This window comes from Microcystis sp. M109S1, from assembly GCF_020247025.1.
Lineage (GTDB): Bacteria > Cyanobacteriota > Cyanobacteriia > Cyanobacteriales > Microcystaceae > Microcystis.
On record NZ_JADBRW010000258.1, the window covers coordinates 1 to 21247 of the forward strand.

At 43.2% G+C, this 21247-nt stretch carries 20 protein-coding genes; 5 read left to right on the plus strand and 15 right to left on the minus strand.

Annotation, left to right across the window (positions count from 1 at the left end; translation table 11 throughout):
* Positions 1–417: 417 nt before the first annotated feature.
* Entirely contained in the window at positions 418–1077 is a 660-nt protein-coding gene (locus tag IM322_RS12850; protein ID WP_287675631.1) for an SDR family oxidoreductase, read from the minus strand.
* A gap of 123 nt (positions 1078–1200) precedes the next feature.
* Between IM322_RS12850 and IM322_RS12855 the strand changes: the two genes are divergently transcribed.
* From IM322_RS12855 to IM322_RS12865, 3 genes are all read left to right on the plus strand, one after another.
* Positions 1201–1905: a DUF1997 domain-containing protein gene (locus IM322_RS12855; RefSeq protein WP_286827248.1), complete on the plus strand. Its 705-nt coding sequence runs from the start codon at positions 1201–1203 to the stop codon at positions 1903–1905.
* Between the two features lie 152 nt (positions 1906–2057).
* Positions 2058–3851, plus strand: coding sequence for a translational GTPase TypA (gene typA, locus IM322_RS12860; RefSeq protein WP_286827247.1), 1794 nt, complete (start codon positions 2058–2060; stop codon positions 3849–3851).
* A 133-nt stretch (positions 3852–3984) separates the two neighbouring features.
* Complete coding sequence (locus IM322_RS12865; protein ID WP_287675643.1) at positions 3985–4956, plus strand: ribose-phosphate pyrophosphokinase; 972 nt, start codon at positions 3985–3987, stop codon at positions 4954–4956.
* A 60-nt stretch (positions 4957–5016) separates the two neighbouring features.
* Here IM322_RS12865 and lepB read toward each other — a convergent pair whose 3' ends face one another.
* Positions 5017–5613 carry a signal peptidase I gene (lepB, locus tag IM322_RS12870; RefSeq protein WP_287675632.1) on the minus strand — a complete coding sequence of 199 codons (597 nt, stop codon included), beginning with the start codon at positions 5611–5613 and terminating at the stop codon, positions 5017–5019.
* 293 nt (positions 5614–5906) lie between these two features.
* Here lepB and IM322_RS12875 point away from each other — a divergent pair, with 293 nt between their 5' ends.
* Entirely contained in the window at positions 5907–8078 is a 2172-nt protein-coding gene (locus tag IM322_RS12875; protein WP_287675633.1) for an EF-hand domain-containing protein, read from the plus strand.
* Positions 8079–8246: 168 nt separating this feature from the next.
* Here IM322_RS12875 and IM322_RS12880 read toward each other — a convergent pair whose 3' ends face one another.
* From IM322_RS12880 to IM322_RS12940, 13 genes are all read right to left on the minus strand, one after another.
* Positions 8247–8909 carry a Na(+)/H(+) antiporter subunit B gene (locus IM322_RS12880; RefSeq protein ID WP_159252951.1) on the minus strand — a complete coding sequence of 221 codons (663 nt, stop codon included), beginning with the start codon at positions 8907–8909 and terminating at the stop codon, positions 8247–8249.
* Complete coding sequence (locus IM322_RS12885; protein WP_002771877.1) at positions 8909–9451, minus strand: DUF4040 domain-containing protein; 543 nt, start codon at positions 9449–9451, stop codon at positions 8909–8911. Before IM322_RS12885 ends, IM322_RS12880 begins: the two co-directional genes overlap by 1 nt.
* Positions 9452–9459: 8 nt before the next feature.
* A complete protein-coding gene (locus tag IM322_RS12890; protein ID WP_287675634.1) occupies positions 9460–9729 on the minus strand; it encodes a monovalent cation/H(+) antiporter subunit G in 270 nt (89 codons plus the stop codon).
* Positions 9726–9977 (minus strand): hypothetical protein, encoded by a 252-nt coding sequence (locus IM322_RS12895; protein ID WP_002739224.1) that lies wholly within the window; start codon positions 9975–9977, stop codon positions 9726–9728. Before IM322_RS12895 ends, IM322_RS12890 begins: the two co-directional genes overlap by 4 nt.
* Entirely contained in the window at positions 9974–10357 is a 384-nt protein-coding gene (locus tag IM322_RS12900; protein WP_287675635.1) for a Na+/H+ antiporter subunit E, read from the minus strand. The genes IM322_RS12895 and IM322_RS12900 overlap by 4 nt, the downstream gene beginning before the upstream one ends.
* Positions 10354–11790: a cation:proton antiporter gene (locus tag IM322_RS12905; protein WP_287675636.1), complete on the minus strand. Its 1437-nt coding sequence runs from the start codon at positions 11788–11790 to the stop codon at positions 10354–10356. The genes IM322_RS12900 and IM322_RS12905 overlap by 4 nt, the downstream gene beginning before the upstream one ends.
* Positions 11787–12134, minus strand: a complete 348-nt coding sequence (locus IM322_RS12910; protein ID WP_286827234.1) for an NADH-quinone oxidoreductase subunit K — start codon at positions 12132–12134, stop codon at positions 11787–11789. Before IM322_RS12910 ends, IM322_RS12905 begins: the two co-directional genes overlap by 4 nt.
* Positions 12135–12305: 171 nt before the next feature.
* On the minus strand, positions 12306–12794 hold the full coding sequence (locus IM322_RS12915) for a PIN domain-containing protein (RefSeq protein WP_287675637.1): 489 nt from the start codon (positions 12792–12794) through the stop codon (positions 12306–12308).
* 337 nt (positions 12795–13131) lie between these two features.
* Positions 13132–13776 carry an HNH endonuclease family protein gene (locus tag IM322_RS12920; protein ID WP_287675638.1) on the minus strand — a complete coding sequence of 215 codons (645 nt, stop codon included), beginning with the start codon at positions 13774–13776 and terminating at the stop codon, positions 13132–13134.
* A 17-nt stretch (positions 13777–13793) separates the two neighbouring features.
* Positions 13794–15167 carry an AAA family ATPase gene (locus IM322_RS12925; protein ID WP_287675639.1) on the minus strand — a complete coding sequence of 458 codons (1374 nt, stop codon included), beginning with the start codon at positions 15165–15167 and terminating at the stop codon, positions 13794–13796.
* A 115-nt stretch (positions 15168–15282) separates the two neighbouring features.
* Complete coding sequence (gene fbp, locus IM322_RS12930; protein ID WP_286827228.1) at positions 15283–16329, minus strand: class 1 fructose-bisphosphatase; 1047 nt, start codon at positions 16327–16329, stop codon at positions 15283–15285.
* A gap of 272 nt (positions 16330–16601) precedes the next feature.
* Complete coding sequence (locus tag IM322_RS12935; RefSeq protein ID WP_287675640.1) at positions 16602–17384, minus strand: DUF3153 domain-containing protein; 783 nt, start codon at positions 17382–17384, stop codon at positions 16602–16604.
* A gap of 2 nt (positions 17385–17386) precedes the next feature.
* Positions 17387–19639, minus strand: coding sequence for a ribonuclease R family protein (locus IM322_RS12940; RefSeq protein WP_287675641.1), 2253 nt, complete (start codon positions 19637–19639; stop codon positions 17387–17389).
* A 422-nt stretch (positions 19640–20061) separates the two neighbouring features.
* Here IM322_RS12940 and IM322_RS12945 point away from each other — a divergent pair, with 422 nt between their 5' ends.
* A complete protein-coding gene (locus tag IM322_RS12945) occupies positions 20062–20904 on the plus strand; it encodes a slr1353 family protein (RefSeq protein WP_287675642.1) in 843 nt (280 codons plus the stop codon).
* Positions 20905–21247 lie beyond the last annotated feature (343 nt).

Consider the following 21247-nt stretch of genomic DNA (forward strand, 5'->3'; position numbering starts at 1 on the left):
CAGGTGGTCAATTACCTAATTTTCAGGGAAAAAGTCCCTGAATTTTCCCCCCAATCACTCCAAGGGTCGGCACTTTTTGAGGGAAAAAAAGTCTAAAAACCTTGTTGGATAAGGTTTTTAGATTTATTCAGCAAACCCTATTTAAGGGTTTAGGCTCATTTAAACTACTAATTTGCTATAAGCTGTCTAGGAGAGCCTAAGTTAATTAATTAGGGAGGCACAATTATTTGTAGGATGGGTTAGCGCACTTCGTAACCCATGCGGGGGTTGGGTTTCATCCTTCAACCCAACCTACGTTCATCTTATATTTAATTCCACCCACCTACTTAATTAATTATTTATTTATTTATCTTCATCTTTATCCCTGATTACTGATTACTGATTACTGATCACTGATTACTGATCACTGATTACTGTTTAGGTGACACTTTGAAACAAGTGGGGCCAATCGAGATTGGGAGCATCTGAGGGAGCAATAATTTCGAGAATTTTGTTTTTTGCGGCGGGATAAAATAGGGATTCTACGCAAACGGAAGCCACTTTCGTGCGGGGAATATTGCCCTCGGACAGGGTATCTGCGGATGACATTTTAATTGCATTAAGATTATCCTCATTTTTAAGGCCGCCGGGGCGCACAATCGTATAGGTTAAGCCACTATTGATTAAATAGGCTTCCGCTTGTTTTTTCCAGAATAAAATTAACCAAAATAGATTGAGGGGGTGGAAAAAGTTGGATACACAGAGGGAAGTAACAAGAACAAAATGCTCGATTCCTTTCTTTTTTGCGGCATCGATGAGATTTTTAGTTCCCAAGTAATCTACTAACAAAGGTTCCGTGGGATTAAAACTCGGTCTGGCTCCCGTGGCGCATAGTAAAACGCTACAATCAGCGATTAGTGCCTCTAACTTATCGGCCTGTTGGACATCTCCGACGACGATTTCCACCCCTGCGGGCAAAATTTCTGCCGCTTTCTCTGGGTTTCTCACCAAAGCGCGTACGGGAATCTGACGTTCGACTAATTGGGCAACTATTCTCCGTCCTGTTTCCCCCGTAGCTCCTGCTACAAATGCTTTCATCGCTTCTTGACCTCATGGTTTTTAACAATACGTTACACTAATCTCAATTCTACAAATTTCCCTGATCCTTTGGCAGTTAATCCCCAACTGTTTCTAGCACTATCATTTTCCAGGTTTTAAGTCATGCAGCATCCCCCCATTAACTCCCTAGCTCTCGAATCTGTAGAAGTCAAAGAAGACAATCAATTTCTCGGTTTTCAAACCCATTTTGCCGGGTGCATGGATATGTATAGCAATCAGGACAAGGTTGCCGATTATCTCCGCGCTCACGAAGGTTGGTTTTGTCGTTGTGCCGAACCGATGAAAACTCTGCCCTTCGGTGACAATGGTTATATTATCACCATCGGTAAATATGGAGCTTTTGGCTATGAACTAGAGCCGAAGATTGCTGTAGTTCTTGATCCTCCCGTCAATGGAGTCTATCATACTCGCAGTGTCCCCATTCCCGATCAACCGTTTTTGGGCTATCTAGTGGATTATCAGGCAATTATGAAACTAGAGGAAATGCCGCTATCTTCTCCTAGTCGGGAAATTCAGGCAATTTTTCGGCAACGGGGACGGGATATTCCGGCGGTTATCACCCAAGTCACCTGGGAACTACAGATGGATGTTATGGTTAAGTTTCCCAAGTTTGTTTATAAAATTCCCCGTTCCATTCTCCAAAAAACCGGTGATAAACTGTTGACGCAAATTGTTCGCCAAGTTTCCCCCCGCTTAACCTACAAAGTGCAAGAGGATTTTCACTCTAGCTTCAATTTACCCCTACCCCCCGCCTCCAGTCGTCTTTTCTATCGTCTGGACTCCTCCGAGGGTGGGTTGCTTGCCTAGGGTTTGGGGAGTCTGTCAACAGTAAGCAGTAGAGCTTGCTGATGGGAAACCAAGGAAAAATAAAGATTTGCTAACGGTGCTGGTCAGTCTAAGCTAGAATTATTAAGAAATGTTTACTTGTAAAAATAAACCTAAAACTACTTCAATATTTTATGTCTCTGCCTATCCGTAACGTTGCTATCATTGCTCACGTTGACCACGGGAAAACCACCCTCGTCGATGCACTCCTCAAACAGTCGGGAATCTTTCGAGAAGGGGAAGATGTACCCACCTGCGTCATGGATTCCAATGACCTCGAAAGAGAACGCGGTATCACCATCTTGGCCAAAAACACCGCCGTTCGTTACCAAGACACCCTAATTAACATCGTCGATACTCCCGGTCACGCCGACTTTGGTGGCGAAGTGGAACGGGTTTTAGGTATGGTAGATGGTTGTATCCTGATTGTCGATGCTAACGAGGGGCCGATGCCCCAAACCCGTTTTGTGCTGAAAAAAGCCCTAGAAAAGGGATTAAGACCGATTGTCGTGGTCAATAAAATCGATCGCCCTAACGTCGATCCTAACCTAGCCGTGGACAAAGTTTTCGATCTGTTTGTGGAACTGGGGGCTGATGACGACCAATGTGATTTTACTACTCTGTTCGCTTCGGGGATGCAAGGATTCGCCAAAGAAAGTCTCGAAGAGGAAAACAAAGATATGCAGCCCCTCTTTGAGGCGATTTTACACCACGTTCCACCACCGGCTGGGGACGTTAACAAACCCCTACAGCTGCAAGTAACCACCCTCGATTACTCAGAATACTTAGGACGCATCGTTATCGGCCGCATCCACAACGGCGTAATTAAAGCCGGTCAACAGGCGGCTTTAGTAAAGGATACGGGCGCGATTGTCAAGGGTAAAATAACAAAACTTCTTGGTTTTGAGGGTCTCAAACGGGTGGAACTAAACGAGGCCAGCGCCGGTAATATCGTCGCCGTGGCCGGTTTTGCCGACGCTAACATCGGGGAAACGGTAACTTTAGCCGATGACCCGCAAGCTTTACCCCTAATTAAAGTCGATGAACCGACCCTACAAATGACCTTCTCGGTGAACGATTCTCCTTTTGCCGGTCAGGAAGGCACTTTTGTCACCTCGCGGCAAATTCGCGATCGTCTAATGCGAGAATTAGAAACTAACGTCGCTCTGCGGGTGGAAGAAAGTGATTCTGCCGAGAAATTCCTGGTTTCGGGACGGGGAGAACTGCATTTAGGCATTCTCATTGAAACCATGCGTCGGGAAGGCTACGAATTCCAAGTATCGCAGCCGCAAGTCATCTACCGCGAAATTAACGGTCAACCCTGCGAACCCTACGAATACCTCGTTTTAGATGTACCCGAAGAAGCGGTGGGTTCGAGTATCGAACGTCTCGGCCAACGGAAAGGGGAAATGCAGGATATGCAGACGGGCAGCAATGGCCGTACTCAATTGGAATTCGTGATTCCGGCCCGGGGTTTAATCGGTTTCCGAGGCGAATTTATCCGTCTGAGTCGCGGTGAAGGGATTATGAACCATAGTTTTCTGGAATATCGTCCTTTCTCCGGGGAATTAGCCACCCGTTACAATGGCGTGATTACTGCCTTTGAGGAAGGAGTCGCCACTTTCTACGCCCTCAAAAACGCCGAGGACCGGGGAGTATTCTTTATTACTCCGGGGACAAAAGTGTATAAAAACATGATTATCGGCGAAAGCAACCGGCCCCAAGACGTGGAGATCAATATCTGCAAAACTAAACAGTTAACTAACCATCGTTCCGCCACCGGGGATGAATTGGTTCAGTTACAATCCCCCGTGGATATGAGTCTCGAACGCGCCCTCGAATACATCGGACCGGATGAGTTGGTAGAAATTACCCCGAAATCGATCCGTCTGCGTAAATTACCGGTGAAAAAGTTAGCCAAACGTTAATCGGTTTTGACAAAATCTGGCGGCAATATCTAACAAAGAAATCCACTCAGATTTTCAACAAAACTGAGATGATAGAAAAAAGTGCCTTGAGTTTGAGGGTAAAGAATCTGCTGTGAGCTATTCTGCTACTTTGATGCGACATCCGATGTTTCCCGCCGCGTCGGACAGCAATCGTCTCCGTCTCTTTTCGGGATCCGCTAATGTATCTCTTGCCCAAGAGGTGGCCCGTTATCTGGGTATGGATGTGGGCCCGATGATTCGTAAACGTTTCGCCGATGGTGAATTGTACATCCAGATTCAGGAATCGATCCGCGGCTGTGATGTCTATTTAATTCAACCCTGTTGCAATCCCGTCAACGATCATTTGATGGAATTGTTGATCATGATTGATGCCTGTCGTCGTGCTTCTGCCCGACAAATTACCGCCGTAATTCCCTATTATGGTTATGCTCGCGCCGATCGCAAAACCGCCGGCCGGGAATCGATCGCCGCTAAACTGGTGGCTAATCTGATCACGGAAGCGGGGGCAAGTCGCGTGTTGGCCATGGATTTGCATTCAGCCCAAATTCAAGGTTATTTCGATATTCCCTTCGATCACGTCTATGGTTCCCCAGTGGTGGTGGACTATCTTCTCAGTAAACAATTACCCGATATCGTCGTGGTTTCTCCCGATGTGGGTGGGGTGGCTAGGGCGCGGGCTTTTGCCAAAAAACTCAGTGATGCTCCCCTAGCAATTATTGATAAACGCCGGCAAACCCATAATGTGGCGGAAGTGATGAACTTGATCGGCGATGTTAAGGATAAAACGGCGGTTTTAGTCGATGATATGATCGATACGGCCGGTACGATCGCTCAAGGGGCGCAGTTACTGAAAGCCAAGGGGGCGCGACAGGTTTATGCTTGTGCCACCCATCCGGTTTTTTCTGGTCCTGCGATCAAGCGTTTATCCAGTGGTATAGTCGAGGAAGTGATCGTTACTAACACGATTCCCGTCCCCCAAGAACATCTTTTCCCGCAACTGAAAGTCTTGCCGGTTGCCCCGATTCTGGGTGAGGCAATATGGCGCATCCATGAGGACAATTCCGTGAGTAATATGTTCAAATAGATGCTCGAAGTCCCCCTAAAACTAGGGGGAATTTTTATATTTATTTTCTTGACATTAATGCTATTTTGTGGCAGCGTCGGGGTTGTCAAGTCCTCCCAGACGATCGAAGGGCCAAAAACGCACCACGGCGCGACCGATTAAGTTTTCCCGGGGAACAAAGCCCCAAGCGTGGGAATCATAACTATTATTGCGATTATCGCCCAAAACCAGATATTGATCGGGGGGAACTGTCACCGGTCCGAAAGTATAATTAGGTTCTTCGGCAATATACTTTTCCGCTAAAGCTTTACCGTTGACGTAAACTAGACCGTTTTTGACTTGCACCTTATCCCCCGGCAGTCCAATCACCCGTTTAATAAAAGCATCCTGAAAATCTTGAGCTTTCAGAGCGGCTGTCGGACTAAAAACCACTATATCACCCCGTTCTGGCTTCTGAAAATGATAGCTAACTTTCTCGATAATTAGGCGATCGTTAATCTGGAGAGTGGGTTCCATGGAAGAAGAGGGAATATAACGGGCCTCAGCCACAAAAGTGCGGATGCCAAAAGCCAAAATTCCAGCCGTGACAATGGTTTTAACTGCTTCTAGCCAAGGGTTTTCTTGGGGGACGGGAGGAGGAGAAGGTTTTTCGGATTTATGGTTCAAGCTTTCAGCCATAGAATTTTAACTTTTTATAAGGATTAAGCCAATACGCTCTTTAATGTTCTAGTTTAGTGATAGTAGCAGCGTAGATAATATTTTAAGACAATTTTCCCACACCTACCGGATCACTGTTAATTTGTCAAGGCCGCATCCTGCTGCCTGAAGGGTAATTTCCTCGGGGGTAGAAAACGGTGATGTAGTCTGTCAAAAAGTAGAGTTTTTCGCCGCTATTAAAGTAAAAGCTTGAGAATTCGAGGATTGAACCCCTAATCTCGCTTAAAAGTCTCTTCAACGTCACTACCAGATCCATGTTTGCACAAATTCCCGAACGTTCGATGCACTATCTGCGATGGGTTGTTACCATCGCTTGGTTAATTCTGATATTTTCTCTGTTTTTTGACCCGATTTCGGCACAATTAACCGATCCTAACAATCTTGCTAGTCCCCTGAGAGTTGATCCCGATGTGTGTACTAAAGTCCAGGGAGTTTGCCTACCCCAATCCTCCTATCAGTTAGCTGCGCCGATTTTTTGGGGAATAGTGGTTCCTAGTAGCATTTTTATCTTATTAGTTTTCGGTCACGAACTCTGGCGGCGTATCTGTCCTTTATCCTTTCTTTCTCAAATACCGCGCGCTTTGGGTAAACAGCGTCAGAAAAAACAGACCGATAAATCGGGAAAAGTCCGCTATGAAATCTATAAAGTGCCGAAAAACTCTTGGTTAGCTCGGAATTATCTCTATCTACAATTAAGTCTGTTATTTTTGGGTTTATGCGGACGGATTCTCTTTGATAATTCCGATCGCTTAGTCTTAGGCAGCTTTTTAATCTTTACTATTCTAGTGGCGATCTTTGTTGGTTATTGGTATGGGGGCAAATCTTGGTGTAACTATTTCTGTCCCATGAGTCCAGTTGAAAGGATTTACGGTGAACCGAGGGGTTTACTGAATAGTACCGCTCACGAAGACAGTCGCGGTGGGATTACTCAATCTATGTGTCGTATTGTCCGGGAAGATGGTAGCGAACAAAGTGCCTGTGTTGCCTGTCAAAGTCCCTGTATCGATATCGATGCGGAAAGATCCTATTGGGATGGGATTACTAAGAGAGAGCGCCAATGGCTTTATTATGGTTATTTTGGCTTAGTTTTTGGCTATTCTATCTATTATTATCTCTATTCTGGCAATTGGGACTATTATTTCTCTGGAGCTTGGGCGCACGATGAAAATCAACTAGAATCCCTCTTTCAACCGGGTTTTTATCTTGCAGGTCAGGCAATTGCGATTCCGAAGTTGGTAGCTGTCCCTTTGACTTTGGCAATCTGCACTTTTTTGGGTTACTTTCTCGGTAAAAAAGTTGAAAATGCCTACAAAGTCTATAGAATCCGCCAAAAGTCACCCTTACCGACCGAAATTATCCGTCATCGAGTCTTTGCTGTCGGAACTTTTCTGATTTTCAATTTCTTCTTTATTTTCGCTGGTCGTCCTTGGATTAATCTTTTGCCGGAATTTTGGCATTATTTCGCTAGTATTTTACCGGCGGTTTTGAGTAGTTTATGGTTACATCGCACTTGGACAAGAAATCCGGGTCTTTACCAACGGGAAGGACTAGCGGGAAGATTGCGTAAACAGTTAGGTAAACTCGATCTCGATACGGCTAAATATCTCGATCGGCGATCGCTGGATGCTTTGCACGCGGATGAAGTCTATGTGTTGGCCAAGATACTGCCGGATTTCACCCACCAGAAGGGTTTAAAAGCCTATAAAGCCGTGTTAAAAGAGGCTTTGGAGCAGGGATATACTGACTTCGGCCACAGCCTCGAAATCCTAGAACAAATGCGCTTAGAGTTGACGATTACCGAGGCCGAACATCAGGCAATTTTAACAGAGTTGAGTGTGGAATCGGCCGAACTTCTCGATCCAGAAAAGCAGTATAGTCGCGAGGATTGGTTGCGTTTGCAGAGCTATCGCGATGCTTTGTTAGAAAGTTTGTTGGTGACATGGAAAAAAGACCCCGATCACAAGGTGGGATCGGAATTACTGGAAGTGTTGACCGGTAAGGGTTCCAGGGAGGCGATCAAGCATTTGTTGACGGAATTGCCGGCCGCAGAAACGGAAACTGTCGAGTCTTTGCGTCGCCAGTACAGAATTACCAGTCAGGAGGAGGAAACCATTCTCCATCGTCCTCTGGCCCATCAATTATGGCAGAATATCGCCCGCGCTTTTCAGGTCTTTGATCGTCTATCTTTTAGTAGTGAGAGCGATCGTGATCAACAGGAAAGAATTTTATTGGCAAGATTCCGTTTATTTGATAGTGATGGTTCGGGACAAATTAGCCTTGAGGATTTGAAAGCTTGTATTGAGGCGATCAAACCGGGGGTGACAGACAAGGAAATCGAAGCTATGTCAAAGCAGGCCGATACCGGTCGCGATAATCAGATTAGTTTTCCGGAATTTCGCAACCTACTCCACCAATTCCATAAATAAACTGTCTTCAGTTAAGGAGTCTTGATTTTCCCTGACTCCTTTTTTTCTTTAAAAAAATAGCTGTTCGCAGGCAGGCACGGATTCCCATTATACTAGAAAGTATAAGGCAAGTTGAGGGCTTTTGTCAAGCTTTTTTAAGCAACTTTCTTCTATTTGTCCATCTACACTTCACAATAACCCGCGATAGCGGATAAAAACGAGGATTACTGCCCAGGAACCTAAAGCTACTTTAACGGCGACTAAAATGTTTAGTATCGGTAAAATACCACCACTAAATAGCGCCCCTAATTCCCCGTGGGGTAACTCAAATCCTGAGAGAGTAATGGCGGCTAAAACAATAAAAACTAAGACGGAAATTTTCTCCCATGTTGCCGCTTGCCAACGGCGATAAATTGCTTGCATCCATTCGGGAGAGGAGGTAATGGCTATTAAGCCAATTGCCGTACCTCCGGCGACTCCGGCGGCAAAACCTCCCCCCGGACTTAAATGGCCGCGGATAGCTAATTCAATGCCCACTAAAGCGGCAATTGTTGCCCCTAAACGGGCTAAAATAATTGAAGGTTGGTCAGTAAATTGATGGATTTTACTGGCGGGTTTTTCGGTGGCTAAAAGAAAATTTGCCCCCATAATGGCAATGGTAAAAACAATCACTTCATAGATGGTATCGTAGAGACGATTACGGAAAATCACCACCGAAACCGCATTAGGAACACCACCGTCGCGCACCAGGGATTCAACAATTTCTAAGGATGATACAGAGGAAGCAGTATTCGGAATAATTACCATTTTGACAGCGAAGGCAATGGCGGCTAGAGTATAAATCCATTTCATTAGTGTTTCTCCTCTAATTTTGGGGTTTCAATACAAGTTAAAATCGTGTTTGCTGCCGTTAATTCATTTTTAAAAATATCGTAGAGATAGGGTAATCTAATTGTGGTTTCGTAGGGGATAGTTTCCGGATTGTCTTGACGGATACAGACGGCATGAACATCTTTATCCATAAGTGCCTGTTGCAAAGCTTGTTTATCACTGTAGGCAACTAATTCTAAACGCATAAAACGTTTACTTAAAACCGTTTGTAGTTGAGTTTTTAACTGTTCTAAAACTGTATCGGTTTCCTCGGCAATTACTCCTAAACGCATCACTAAAGAGGAACGAATCGCCACTGCGTAGAGAGTTACGGCTAACATGGTTCCCATTAAAGCTTCGGTTAAAGACACATCTGCTGCCCCTAATAAAGCATAAACTAAAGCGGCTATTGCCCCTAAAACCCCACGAATTACTAGAGCTTGGTAGGGATTGGATTGTAACATTACCATCGCCGCAGTTAAAGGCAAGAGGGCAACAATAACATAGAGATAACTTTCATTCATCTTTAATTTTACTCTCGCTCGCTAGAAGTATAAGCTAAAACGTAGCCTAACATGGTGTTCCAGATAGCTAAGGAAATTATTGCCAATAATAATAAAGGCCAATTTTGGGGAACTTTCAAAAGTAGCCCGAAAATAATCGCCATGGAACCTAATGTATCAGCCACAGATAGACCGTGTAATTTATATAATACCGAGCGCTTGTCTAAAAGATGAGCCGTTCCCCAAAACCAGAAAAAAACTCCGATAGCGATACAGATATAACTGAAAATGTTAATCATGATTCGTTCAGTCGTTTAAGAATTTGTGCTAATAACATAAAGCCAGCATTACCGACACTGAGAATAATCACTGCAACCACTCCAATCATCCAATCATCCCGCAGAACTGAAACTACTAGAATAATAATCGATGATTTACTGGAAGCACTGGCAAAGGCGGCCATTTTTTGCCAGATGTCATCATTTTTTGCCACTTCATAAAGGGGAATTAATAGGGCGACAATCATGGCAATGAGAACAATATTCATACCTGTTTACTCCGTTTAATTAGATGAACTTCATAACCCTCATTTTCCTTGTATTCGGTGACGATAGTTTTCGGGGTAAAAGTAATGAGAAATATGTCCCAAAAAGCCAATCTGGGTGAACGTTTACCTGAAATTCTCTCTAAAATAATTTCTTCTTCCTTGTGGGGACGAAAGATAATTTCAAACGCTTCCATATAAGCTTGGGGAATAGCCAGCAAAACTTTAATTATTACCTTTAACCAATCGCCTAAAGTTTCGCTAGAGGCGAAATTACGAGGCAAAAGAAAAGCAATAGCTACCCCGATCATAATATTAGCAGGTGTGAAATTAGCGGTAAGCAAAAACCACATAGTTAAACGCAGAATTATATGTCCAATCATGCTAAAACCATCCAAAACAATAGAACTAACATTACACTCATCATGCCGACGAGATTATCAAATTGTTCCAAGGCTCGCGATAATTTCAGGGATAACTTTTTGAAAACTCCCAGATATAACCACCACCCCGCACCGATGACCGCTAAAGCTTTGATAATATTGGGTAGATTATAAGCTTCCACATAGACGGCATTGGCTAAAAATAGGGCGGCAAGGAGCAGAATTATTGCTATCCAGAAACCGATAGTTAGCTTCTGTTTACTTTCGCCACCTGCGTGGGGTAAAAAGATAAATTTAGCAAAGGAAATCGCCGTACCCACCGCCACAAGATTGACCATAATCTCTTGCCAGGGGACTAAATTTTTCATCGTTAACGCTTTCGCCCCAAAACCGGATAATAAGGGGAATCCAGAGATAGAAAAACTAGCAACCACTAGGGCAATCCAGAGGGAATTAGGAATCGATTGTTGCTGTAATTCTTTAAAATTGCGACTGGGTAAAACTCCCGCTAACAGAAATAGGCAAGATTTAACTAAACCGTGGGTAAGGGTATAAAAACCACTGACTACCGGGGCGGCTAAAATAAAACCTAATTGGGAAATAGTATGGAAGGCTAACATCCGCTTGCTATCCTTTTCAAACACCGCATAGGATACGCCAAAAATCGCCGTTAGCACCCCGAAAAGCCGAATTAGGACATCCAAATCCTCTAGGATTAAAGCACAGCGCAGGAGGGGAAAAATGCCAGCTTTTACCACCACCCCCGACATCAGCGCCGAGACGGAGGTTTCCGATTCCGAGTGTGTCATCGGTAGCCATAATCCCGAGACAAAGATTCCCCCTTTGACTAATAATCCCATGAAGATTAAAGCCAAGGCTTCGGGAGGTGCGTCCTTTAAACCGGCAAAAGCAAAGGAATTATTGGCTTTATAGACTAAAACTGCGCCAATAAGGTAAAATAACATCGCCACATTGCTGATAAACAGATAACGCAGGGCAACCCAGAGAGAGCGATCGCTGCGAGGATAGGCAATCACCAGAAAAGCGGCAATACTAATTACTTCTAGGGCAACGTAAACGCTAATAAAATCCTCACAGACGAAGACAGAGTTAATACTGCCGTGGAGAATGATAGCTTGGGCGTAAAAAAAGGCGGTTTTGCTACTTTCCCAGTTATAAAAGATCACCGCCATCGTCACCAGGGCATTGGTGAGGATAAAATAGGCACTTAACTGATCGGCTACCAGTCTCACGCCATAATTATCCAGTAGGTTGAGGGTTATGGGGGAGGATTGGCTAAATAGAAGGAGAGAATAGGCGAGAGAGACAATAGTGGTGGCAATAGCCAGATATTTGTCTAATCGCGGCAATAAATAGATGATAAAGCCGATAAAAAAGGGTAAACTTATCCAAGCGATCGTTAAAGTATTCATGGTGTGTTATTTTTTTCTATCTCAGCACTGTCGAGGGTGGGGTTATCTTTGGCTAATTTCATTACTCCCACCAGCATTAACGCCTGAATGGAAAAACCGATGACGATCGCTGTTAAAATCACTGCTTGGGGTACAGGATCAGCGTAATTTTGTTGTTTAACTGTACCGAGGATGGGAGTAAATAAACCGTCACGGGAAGCTATCACCACATAGTAGGCGATAACGCCCGTACTCATGACATCCATGGCGATAATCTTCATGATTAAGTTTTTTTTCAGGAATGTTCCTAAAAATCCGCACAAAACGGTGGCGAATACAAACAACTCTAGGAGGGGAATCGTCACTGGGCTTCTTGATTAGATTTGGTTATGAGTCAAAATATTTCTTCTAATTATCCTCGATCGAGTCCCAATTGATCAAAAAATTCTCAAGATTATGGGGGAATTTTTCAGGTGTAAATAGATTGTCTTGGATCTATAATTATTATTGAAAAAATGAAAGCAAGCAATTTCGCTTTAACAATGTATATCTTGCCAGAGGGGGCAATGATTAACGTTTTGAAAATCTTTGATATTTTTGGTGGCAATAATAACCTGACGATTGGGATATTTTTCTTTGAGTAGAGACCATTGAGCCGATAGGATACAATCTATATCAATATTTTCTTTAACTTTGTTTGGTTGACCTGTTGCTCTCAACTCAGCCCAAAGATCAGCGGCTTTTTGTAGTAAAATAAAACTGACTTTCTGAAACTCAATTACATTCCTTAACTTATCTAATTCTTGCACGCTTTTACTTTTTATCCTAATCAATTCTCGTCTAACCTCATAATCACATAGATCAGATGAAGTCAGACAAGCTCCTCTTGCCAGCAGACGATAAAACCATTCGGTACATTGATAAACTTCTGTAAATAACTTTTGATCTTCTGGCCAGTCTTCACCGATCGGGGTTGCTAATAAGCTTAAAATGTTAGAGTCCAGAATTACAATCACTCTTTCCATCCCATCCCTGAACTTTTCTCAGATTTTCTAATTTTTCTAAGCGAGATTTTGCTCAGGGCATATACAATTAATTTTTCTGGATATTCTGGGTTGACTGGGTTTGCTGCCGCTTACGCTGTCACCATTTTAGATTTGATATCGGGTGCTGCTGGCTCAAAATGCAGCACTTAATTTCATCTGCTTTGTCTCCTTAATAAAATCCGCCTAACGGTTCAAATCAGCGGCGGCAGATAACTTTGAACTCAGCACCAACAGCTTTTAAACGTCCGCTGCATTTGAGTTGTTATCTGTCTGTTTTAGGTTTTAATTTAGGGCAGATTTATCAAGACGGTTACTCTTAAGCCTGGAGCCAACTTCTCAAGATATTAATTACTACTGGAGTGAAAGGTTCCATCTGATCTTGCTGAGGTTGTGATAGGTCACTGATTAGTATATTTAATATTTCATCATCCTCTAAGCCGTCATCTGGATTTATATCATTTGCCCATAATAAAGCATTAGACAACTGCTTCCGTTTTTCGATCAAAGCACGGTTATTTTTTTCATCGTCACCCAAATTTAAAACTCGAATCGTGACAGCTGCCCGATCGGTCAATCCTTCTACCCGACCACTAATTTTGAATCGCAGTTCTGTTTCACATTCTGTCATCAGGGGAGTTAGGGGTAGGTGTTGAGATTTATGTGCATCACCGCATTGATTGGGGGTATTACAACTAGCAACAATATTTGAAAAGTCGAGCGTACGTTTAGGATTTAGCTTTTGAGCTTCTAAATGCTCATTATGGCAAGCATTAATTTCTTTGATTTGCTGGCAGCAATAGGCACAAAGATAAAACTGCTCATTAAGAGCATAGTCTCGAATCTTTGCCCGAACGACTATCCCCTCGTCTGTTTTATCTAAATCATCGTATGCCCCATGAGTGTTCTTCCTCTTCCAAGCTGTTAAACAACAAGGTTCAGCCCCTTTACTAATGGTTCGCATAAGGTTCAGCCCCTTTACTAATGGTTCCCATGACGCAATTCTTGTTTACGGAGTAGTAGTTTGGCTTTGACCAATTCGAGATGATTGACAGGTAGTTCCTCACTTAATTCTGCCAGCAATTGTTGAGCCTCGGTTAGCTTTGAATCTTGTATGGCATCTAGCAGATCGTTCAATTCAGTATCAATTTTCTCATTACGAATGCTGGTATTCATGACATCTAATAAGACAGTATTAGCATCTTGCCCATATTGAGATGGTAACTGTCGCAATTCGCCATTAGCTAAAGTGTAGATCAAAACATTTTTACAATCACTGATCACTAGAGGTGAATGGGTTGTCAGCACAAACTGACAATTTGGGAAAGTTTCGGTCAGGCGCTCGCAGAGGCGACGTTGCCAAGAGGGATGTAGATGCAAATCGACTTCATCAATCAAAACGATACCATCACCTGCTAAAGGATTTTCTAAGGCAGGGTTCAGCATGGCTAGACGGCGGGCAATATCACCAACAAGAGCCATTAGGGATTTTTCGCCTTGTGAAAGTTGGGCTAGGTTGAGGGTTTCACCATTTTTGTCCACTGCCATGTAGAGACGAGGCCTACGACGGACTCTAAGGTTATCCAGATGGGGCATAAATCGGCCAATGGCGGTGCGAACTGCTGTTAATTGCCGATCTTTAGCGGAGGCATTGCGTTCGTTTAACCATTGCCATAAGTCTTGATTGGTTTCAGCCATTATTGGTCTTAGTTGGTTGAGAACGTCTTCAGGAATTCCTGATTCATTTTCGGTATCTTCCCGTTCTCGGAACCATTCAAAAAAGCGGCGAAAGTCAACGCCCTGACTTAAGGAGTTATCATAACCGTCCAATTGCAAAAAGGTATGCTTAGTCCTAATTTTTAGTGGAATATCGAGTACGACACGCTCGACAGGATAAAACGCAATTAGGGGTAGGCTAGTTTTGTCATCATGGGTGAGGGCATCACGATAACGATTGGCCAAGCGCGTACAGTCATTAAGGTTGCTATTATATTGGGCTTTACGTCCTTTTTTACTTTTTGCAAGAATCCATCTGAAATAATGGTCAATCTCGCTTTGATCAGGATTGTTTAATGATTTGGAGGAATCCAAGACTTCGATTTCAATGCTGCCAGCATTAGCAGTATTAAATATGGCATCTTCAGAAATAGGGTTACCACTCCCTTTTTCTGTAAGTAAACGAGCAGTAAACCAACTAAGAGAAGTTGCTAATGCTTTTAGTATAGCAGTTTTACCAGCCCCGTTATTACCAACAAAAACAGTAATGTTGCTTGGGTTTTGCTCTGTAGGTGCCAAGGAAATTTCCAGCTTTTCAAATAGCCCGATGTTATTTAAGATGACCTGTTGAATTTCCATATCGGTGAGAGTGGCGAGGGATATGCTGACTGCTGATAGACTAGATATAAAACCGTAAAACAGTTGGGAAATAGTGAAAAGATATGGCTTCCTAATCGCTAAATAAAACTATAAGTTAAACTCCATCGCGATGACGGCGATCAGCGATAAAAGACTCCACCAATTTAACATCTTCGACACTACCGATCACTAAAGGTGTGCGAGTGTGTAATTTATCGGGAACGATATCTAAAAGATTTGTCACCCCATCACTAGCTTTACCTCCTGCCTGTTCAATTAAAAAAGCAAGGGGGGCAGTTTCATAAATTAAGCGCAATTTTCCCTGAGGATTTTTAACAGTACCCGGATAGAGAAAAACACCACCCTGCATTATAATTCGATGGATATCTCCCACTAATGCCCCACTGTAACGGGCCGTGTAACCATCATGACGGTGGACATAACGGGTATAGTCGCGAATTGCCTCATCCCACTGCCAAAAATTGCCTTCATTGGTACTATAAATCGGCCCATGATCAGGGATAATAATATTCTCTTGGGCGAGGATAAATTCCCCTAAACTGGGGTCAAGGACAAAGGCATGAACACCGCGACCGATCGAGTAAACTAAAATAGTCGAAGGACCGTAGAGAATATAACCGGCGGCTATTTGTTTACGACCATTTTGCAGTAAATCCCGCGCCTCTCCGTCTAAATCATTGTCTTCCTGTTGACGGATGGCAAAAATCGAACCGACATTAAGATTAATATCCACATTGGAAGAACCATCGATCGGGTCGTAGAGTAGGGTATAGCGACCGATGGGGCAGTTTTCTGGAATATAATAGGGTTTATCCATTTCCTCGGAAGCAAGACGGCAAACTAAACCACTTTGCTTAAAAACCGAGATAAATACCTCATTGGCAAAAACGTCCATTTTCTTGACTGATTCCCCTTGGACGTTTGTTTCTCCAGTAAAACCTAGTACATCCGCCATTAATCCCGCTTTACTGAGACGACGGGCAATTAATTTCCCCGCTAGGGCAATTCGACTCATAATTGCGCTTAAATCCTGCGCGTCGGGGGAAAAACTTTGTAATTGTTGCAGGACGTGACGGGAGAGGGTGGTACAATCTCGATCGAGGCTATGTTCGGGGATAGAAAAGGGAATATTGCTAACCATAACTGTAATTGCCAGTAATAAAGTAAAAAAAGGAAACCCGTCTAGTCTCAATTGTGACTATAATTTGATCCTAGCCAAGATTTTCCCTATTGCTGGCCAATTTTTAGATCAGTTTCATAAGTTGGCCAATTTTTCTCTCATTGATCATTAAATTTTGGGCAATAAGTAGCTGGTTATAATTAAATTGAAGATAAATTTTGGGTTCGATCCCCCCTTAATAAGGGGGGTGTCTGACAGTTTTTAACACCTAACTACTTACTTGCCCTCTCAATTTAAGTCGATGGGGATACACCGGGCAAGCGTCTATATTTCAAGTAATAGGCAAAACCTGTTATTAAAACAATAACTATTGTGCCGATACCTAAATAGTTAGGAACCCAAAAAGCTGCCGTAATGGTGTTAATGTCTCCCGGTTTTAAATGCCAAATTAACTGATCATCAACTTGTTCTACCGGGGGATTTAATCCTGAGTCATCTTCAATATTTTGACCAGCTAAGGGAGTATTTAAAGCGAAGTCGATAGCGACTAAGGAACCAGGACTAACGATAATATTTCCCTGTTCAGAAAGTACACCTAAAGCCCGCAGATCAACGGTTAATTTTAAGTTTTTCTGAGTCAAAAAGAAGCAATCTTGTTCTGTAACTGCCAGTTTTGAATCTAGTTGCAATAACTTAAGATCATCAGTATCGGCGGAATTTTTGATTTTAAAGGAAGAACTAGGATCAAAAAATTGATTGAATTTTTCCTCTAATTCCTGACCATTACTAAAGGGAATAGTCACAATTATTTCTCGTTCGGAAATATGAGCGGTTTTCCCCTTAAGTAATTTTGCCCTCTGTTCGATACTATTTAACCATTTAGTGGCTTCGGTTTGACTGAGACTGGTTAAGCGTTGTCCGAGGGTGATATGTTGAATAATTTCCCCGTGGTGTTGGTGGGGAAAATTAATGCCCACATCGTAACGGACACAGCCAGTTAAAAAGAGAAAAATACCGCATAAAAAGGGCAGAATAAAGCGGGTTTTCCCGATTTTTTCGGTGGTTGGTTGATTCATAATTAATCTTCTTCTAAGTCGTCATAACTTGCTGAACTGCCACCGCTAACCGTAACTAGATCGATTTGCTGACGATAATAGTCTACATCTTTTACTTCCACTTCTACCTCATCACCGAGACGATAGGCAACGCGATTTTTCCGTCCTACCAAACAGCTATGACGAGCGCGATATTCATACCAATCATCCTTGAGAGAAGAAACATGAACCAACCCTTCCACTAATAAATCGGAAATTTCCACGAAGAAACCATAGGATTGTACACCGGTAATTAAGCCGCGAAAAACTTGACCCATTCTTTCTTTCATTTTCTCGGCTTTTTTCAATCCTTCTAGGTCTTGTTCCGCATCTTCAGCAATTTTTGAGCGATCATTGAGATGGGAAACAATTAGGTGACTTTCTTCTTCTAACTCCTCCTGAATTTGACTTGGTAGAATATTCCAATGAATCTGTCCATGACAGCTATTACTGCCCAAATTAACCCCGACTTTGACGATTTTGCTGCGGCGATCTTTCCCCTCTGTTAATAAGATTTTTAACACCCGTTGTACCCAAAGATCGGCATATCTTTGCAGGGGTGATAGACAGTGGGTATAATTGCCAGGATAGGCCAAACCAAAATGGGGTAAAGGATGGCTGCTATATCTAACTAATTTGAGAGTTTCTTGCAGGAGATAATTGAGGACTTTCACCGATGTGGAAGCGGAAAAAATGCGGGTGAGATTTTGATAGTCATTGGGTTTAATCTCCTCCTCGGCAGTTAAATTTAATTCTGCCCCTAAATTATTGGCTAATTTGAGTAAATCCTCCAATTCATCCCAATCCGGTTCCGATTGTCCACAGTAGATACAGGGTAAGTGTAAAGCTTGCAAATGTTCAGCGACGACTTTGCCGGCTAAAATTGCCACTTCTGTCAGTAAAGAACGGGCCGGTAAATTATTAGAAGCGAGAACAGTCCCCCCCCGTCCTTCGTCTTTGTAGGGAGAGATTTTGTCTAATTGAATATCAAAACTACCCCGCTGCAGACGTTGGGATTTTAGGGTGGGGCAAACGCTAAAAAATAAATCTTTCAGGGTTTCAACGGTATCGGTGGGGGCAGCTTCGCTATCTTCTTCACTGAGCAGATCGCGCACCTGTTGATAGGTAAAATGTTGATCCACTTGGATGAGGCTGCGGGTGATTTCGTACTCCACTAGCTCCCCCTTGTCATCGAGGGTGACGAGGATAGAAATAGCGGGGCGCTGTTCTTGCGGTGACAGGGAACAACGACTGGTAACGGCAGCTGGAACTAATGGCAGCACTTTTTCGCCTAAATAGACGGCAGTTCCCCGTTTTTTGGCAACTTTATCCAATAATCCGCCCCGTTCAATGTAACGGGCCACATCGCTGATATGAATGGCGACTCGCCAGCGATTTTGGTTGATTTTCTCTAAAGAAAAGGCATTTTCAATGATCGGGGGATAATCCAGGGGGTTGTCATCTTCGATGGTAAAGGTGAAGAGTGGGGTTAAATCTCGCAGTTGTTCTTTTTCGCCACTATCGAAGAAATCCGCTAAATTATCGGCAATTTCAAGGGCTTCCGGCGGAAAATTATGGGGTAGATCGTGTTTACAGGAGACGATATCCGTGTCGGCAGCGGCCTCGGCCGTGGAACCGAGAACACGAGTAACTTTACCGATGGGAGGCATTTCCCCTAGGGGATAACGGAGGACGGAAACATGAACGAGGTGATCGATGTTTTCTTGGAGGTTTTGACCATTTTCGAGGAGATTAAGGGTAAATTTCAGGCGATCATCCAGGGGAACCGCCACAAACTGCTCATTTTCCTGTTTTACTTGCGCTAGAAGCGAAGGATTAGCTCGTTCGAGAATTAATCTCACCTCTCCCTCCGGGGAACGACGACGGGTCCCCTCGCGGATGATTTTGACTAAAACTCGATCGCCATTCCAAGCGTTACTTAAATGATTTTTCGAGACGTAGATGTCATCAGCATCTTCGCTATCTTGGATAGCAAAGCAAAATTCTTTACTGGAACAGCGCAGCTTTGCTTCTACGATATTTTCCTCGATCACACGACGATAGCGCCCGCGTTCTTTGACAACCATTCCCAGACGTTCCAAAGCATCGAGAATCACTTGCAATTTTTCGCAGCTTTCGGGATCGTCTTCGCAGCCCAGTTTTTTTTCGAGAAGTTTACCCGTAGCTAATTTATCATCACTAAGATGAGAGAGGAGTGTGGCGATCGAGAAGTCCATCTAACAATAATCCTTACTTACAAGACACTGACGGAATCGTGAATAATTAAGTTTAAATACTTAATAATGAGAAGATTGATTTAAACCATTGACTCCAGAGATTATCTCTATCGGGCTAATTGCGATCGCTGGTGGTGACAGTGAAGGTAAACTGACCAAGCATCGAACACCCGAACCTACCGAAGAGAATTATCGAAGCCTTCGTTAGTATAAGCCAATAGCGAACACCGGCAAACTTTTCGGCGATCGCTAGTCTTTCTGGCAGAAGCTTCAGCCTAGTAGAATCTTGTTACTGTGGGCAAGGCTAATCCTAGAACTGAAAATTTTATCTAATCTTTAATCTTAGCAAGAACTTGCTACATTTTTCCATAATTACGATAGAGTATTCTCATATAAGTACAAAAGAACTCGAAAAAGTCACCATGTTGCAAAAGTTACGCCAACGTTACCCCCAAGCATCCCTGATTAGTGAGTTAGTTCAAATCGATCACGGCAAGTATATTGTGAAAGCGATCGTCGAAATTGAGGGAAAAACGGTCGTTACAGGTTTAGCAGCGGCAGATACGGTGGAAATCGCCGAAGATAGAGCCAGAGAACGGGCTTTACTGCTTTTAGAGCCTGAAAGCACCCCCGATCTCCAGCTTGTGGAAAAAGTCAGCCCCAATAATATTTCTCTACCGGAAGATTTGCCTAAAACCGTCGCTAGTGCCAAAAAACTGCTTTTAGAGGCTGAAAACACCCCCGATCTCCAGCTTGTGGAAAAAGTCAGCCCCAATAATATTTCTCTACCGGAAGATTTGCCTAAACCCGTCGCTAGTGCCAAAAAATCGACTAAAACGGCTAAAGTCACTGAAATACCTCGTCCTGAAGCTAAAATTGAACCGGAATTACCCCAAGTTAAGGATATTCCCCCAGCCAAAATTGAACCGGAATTACCTCCTGTTGAGGAAATCTCTGTCCCAGAACCAGAGCCTTTATTATTAGAAACGGAACCTGATAATTACTCCTTATTATCAGAATTGCCAGAAGAAGCGAGTTTAACTGAAGAAGAACCCCCAGAACCGGAACCAGTTGTTGTTATTCCCGAAGAAATCGATTATTCAGTTCTTAAAACTAAAATTGATGTGGAGATGAAACGATTAGCTTGGACCACAGAAAAAGGTCGGGAATACCTGATTTCTACCTATGGCAAAAAGTCCCGTTTACTGCTAACTAATGAGGAGTTATTAGAATTCTATAACTACTTATCTAGTATCAGTGCCTAATCACTAAACCTGCTGCATAAATCAAAAATCTTCCGTTAAGTGAGGAGTCAAGAGCCAGTATTCTCCGAGTCAGGAGAAGAAGTAAAGAAATAGATTATTTCCTGGCAGTAGAAAAGCGATCTTTTTCTGTAAAAATCCTTAAATTAAGGACTTTAAGAGCAAGTCTGCGATTAAAAACTCAATTTTGCGGGAGATATAATAAAAAAGGAAGCTATTAACTGCCAGTCTTTTTTTCCCTATCTCCCTATCTCCCTATCTCCCTATCTCCCTATCTCCCTATCTCCCTATCTCCCTATCTCCCTATCTCCCTATCTCCCTATCTCCCTATCTCCCTATCTCCCTA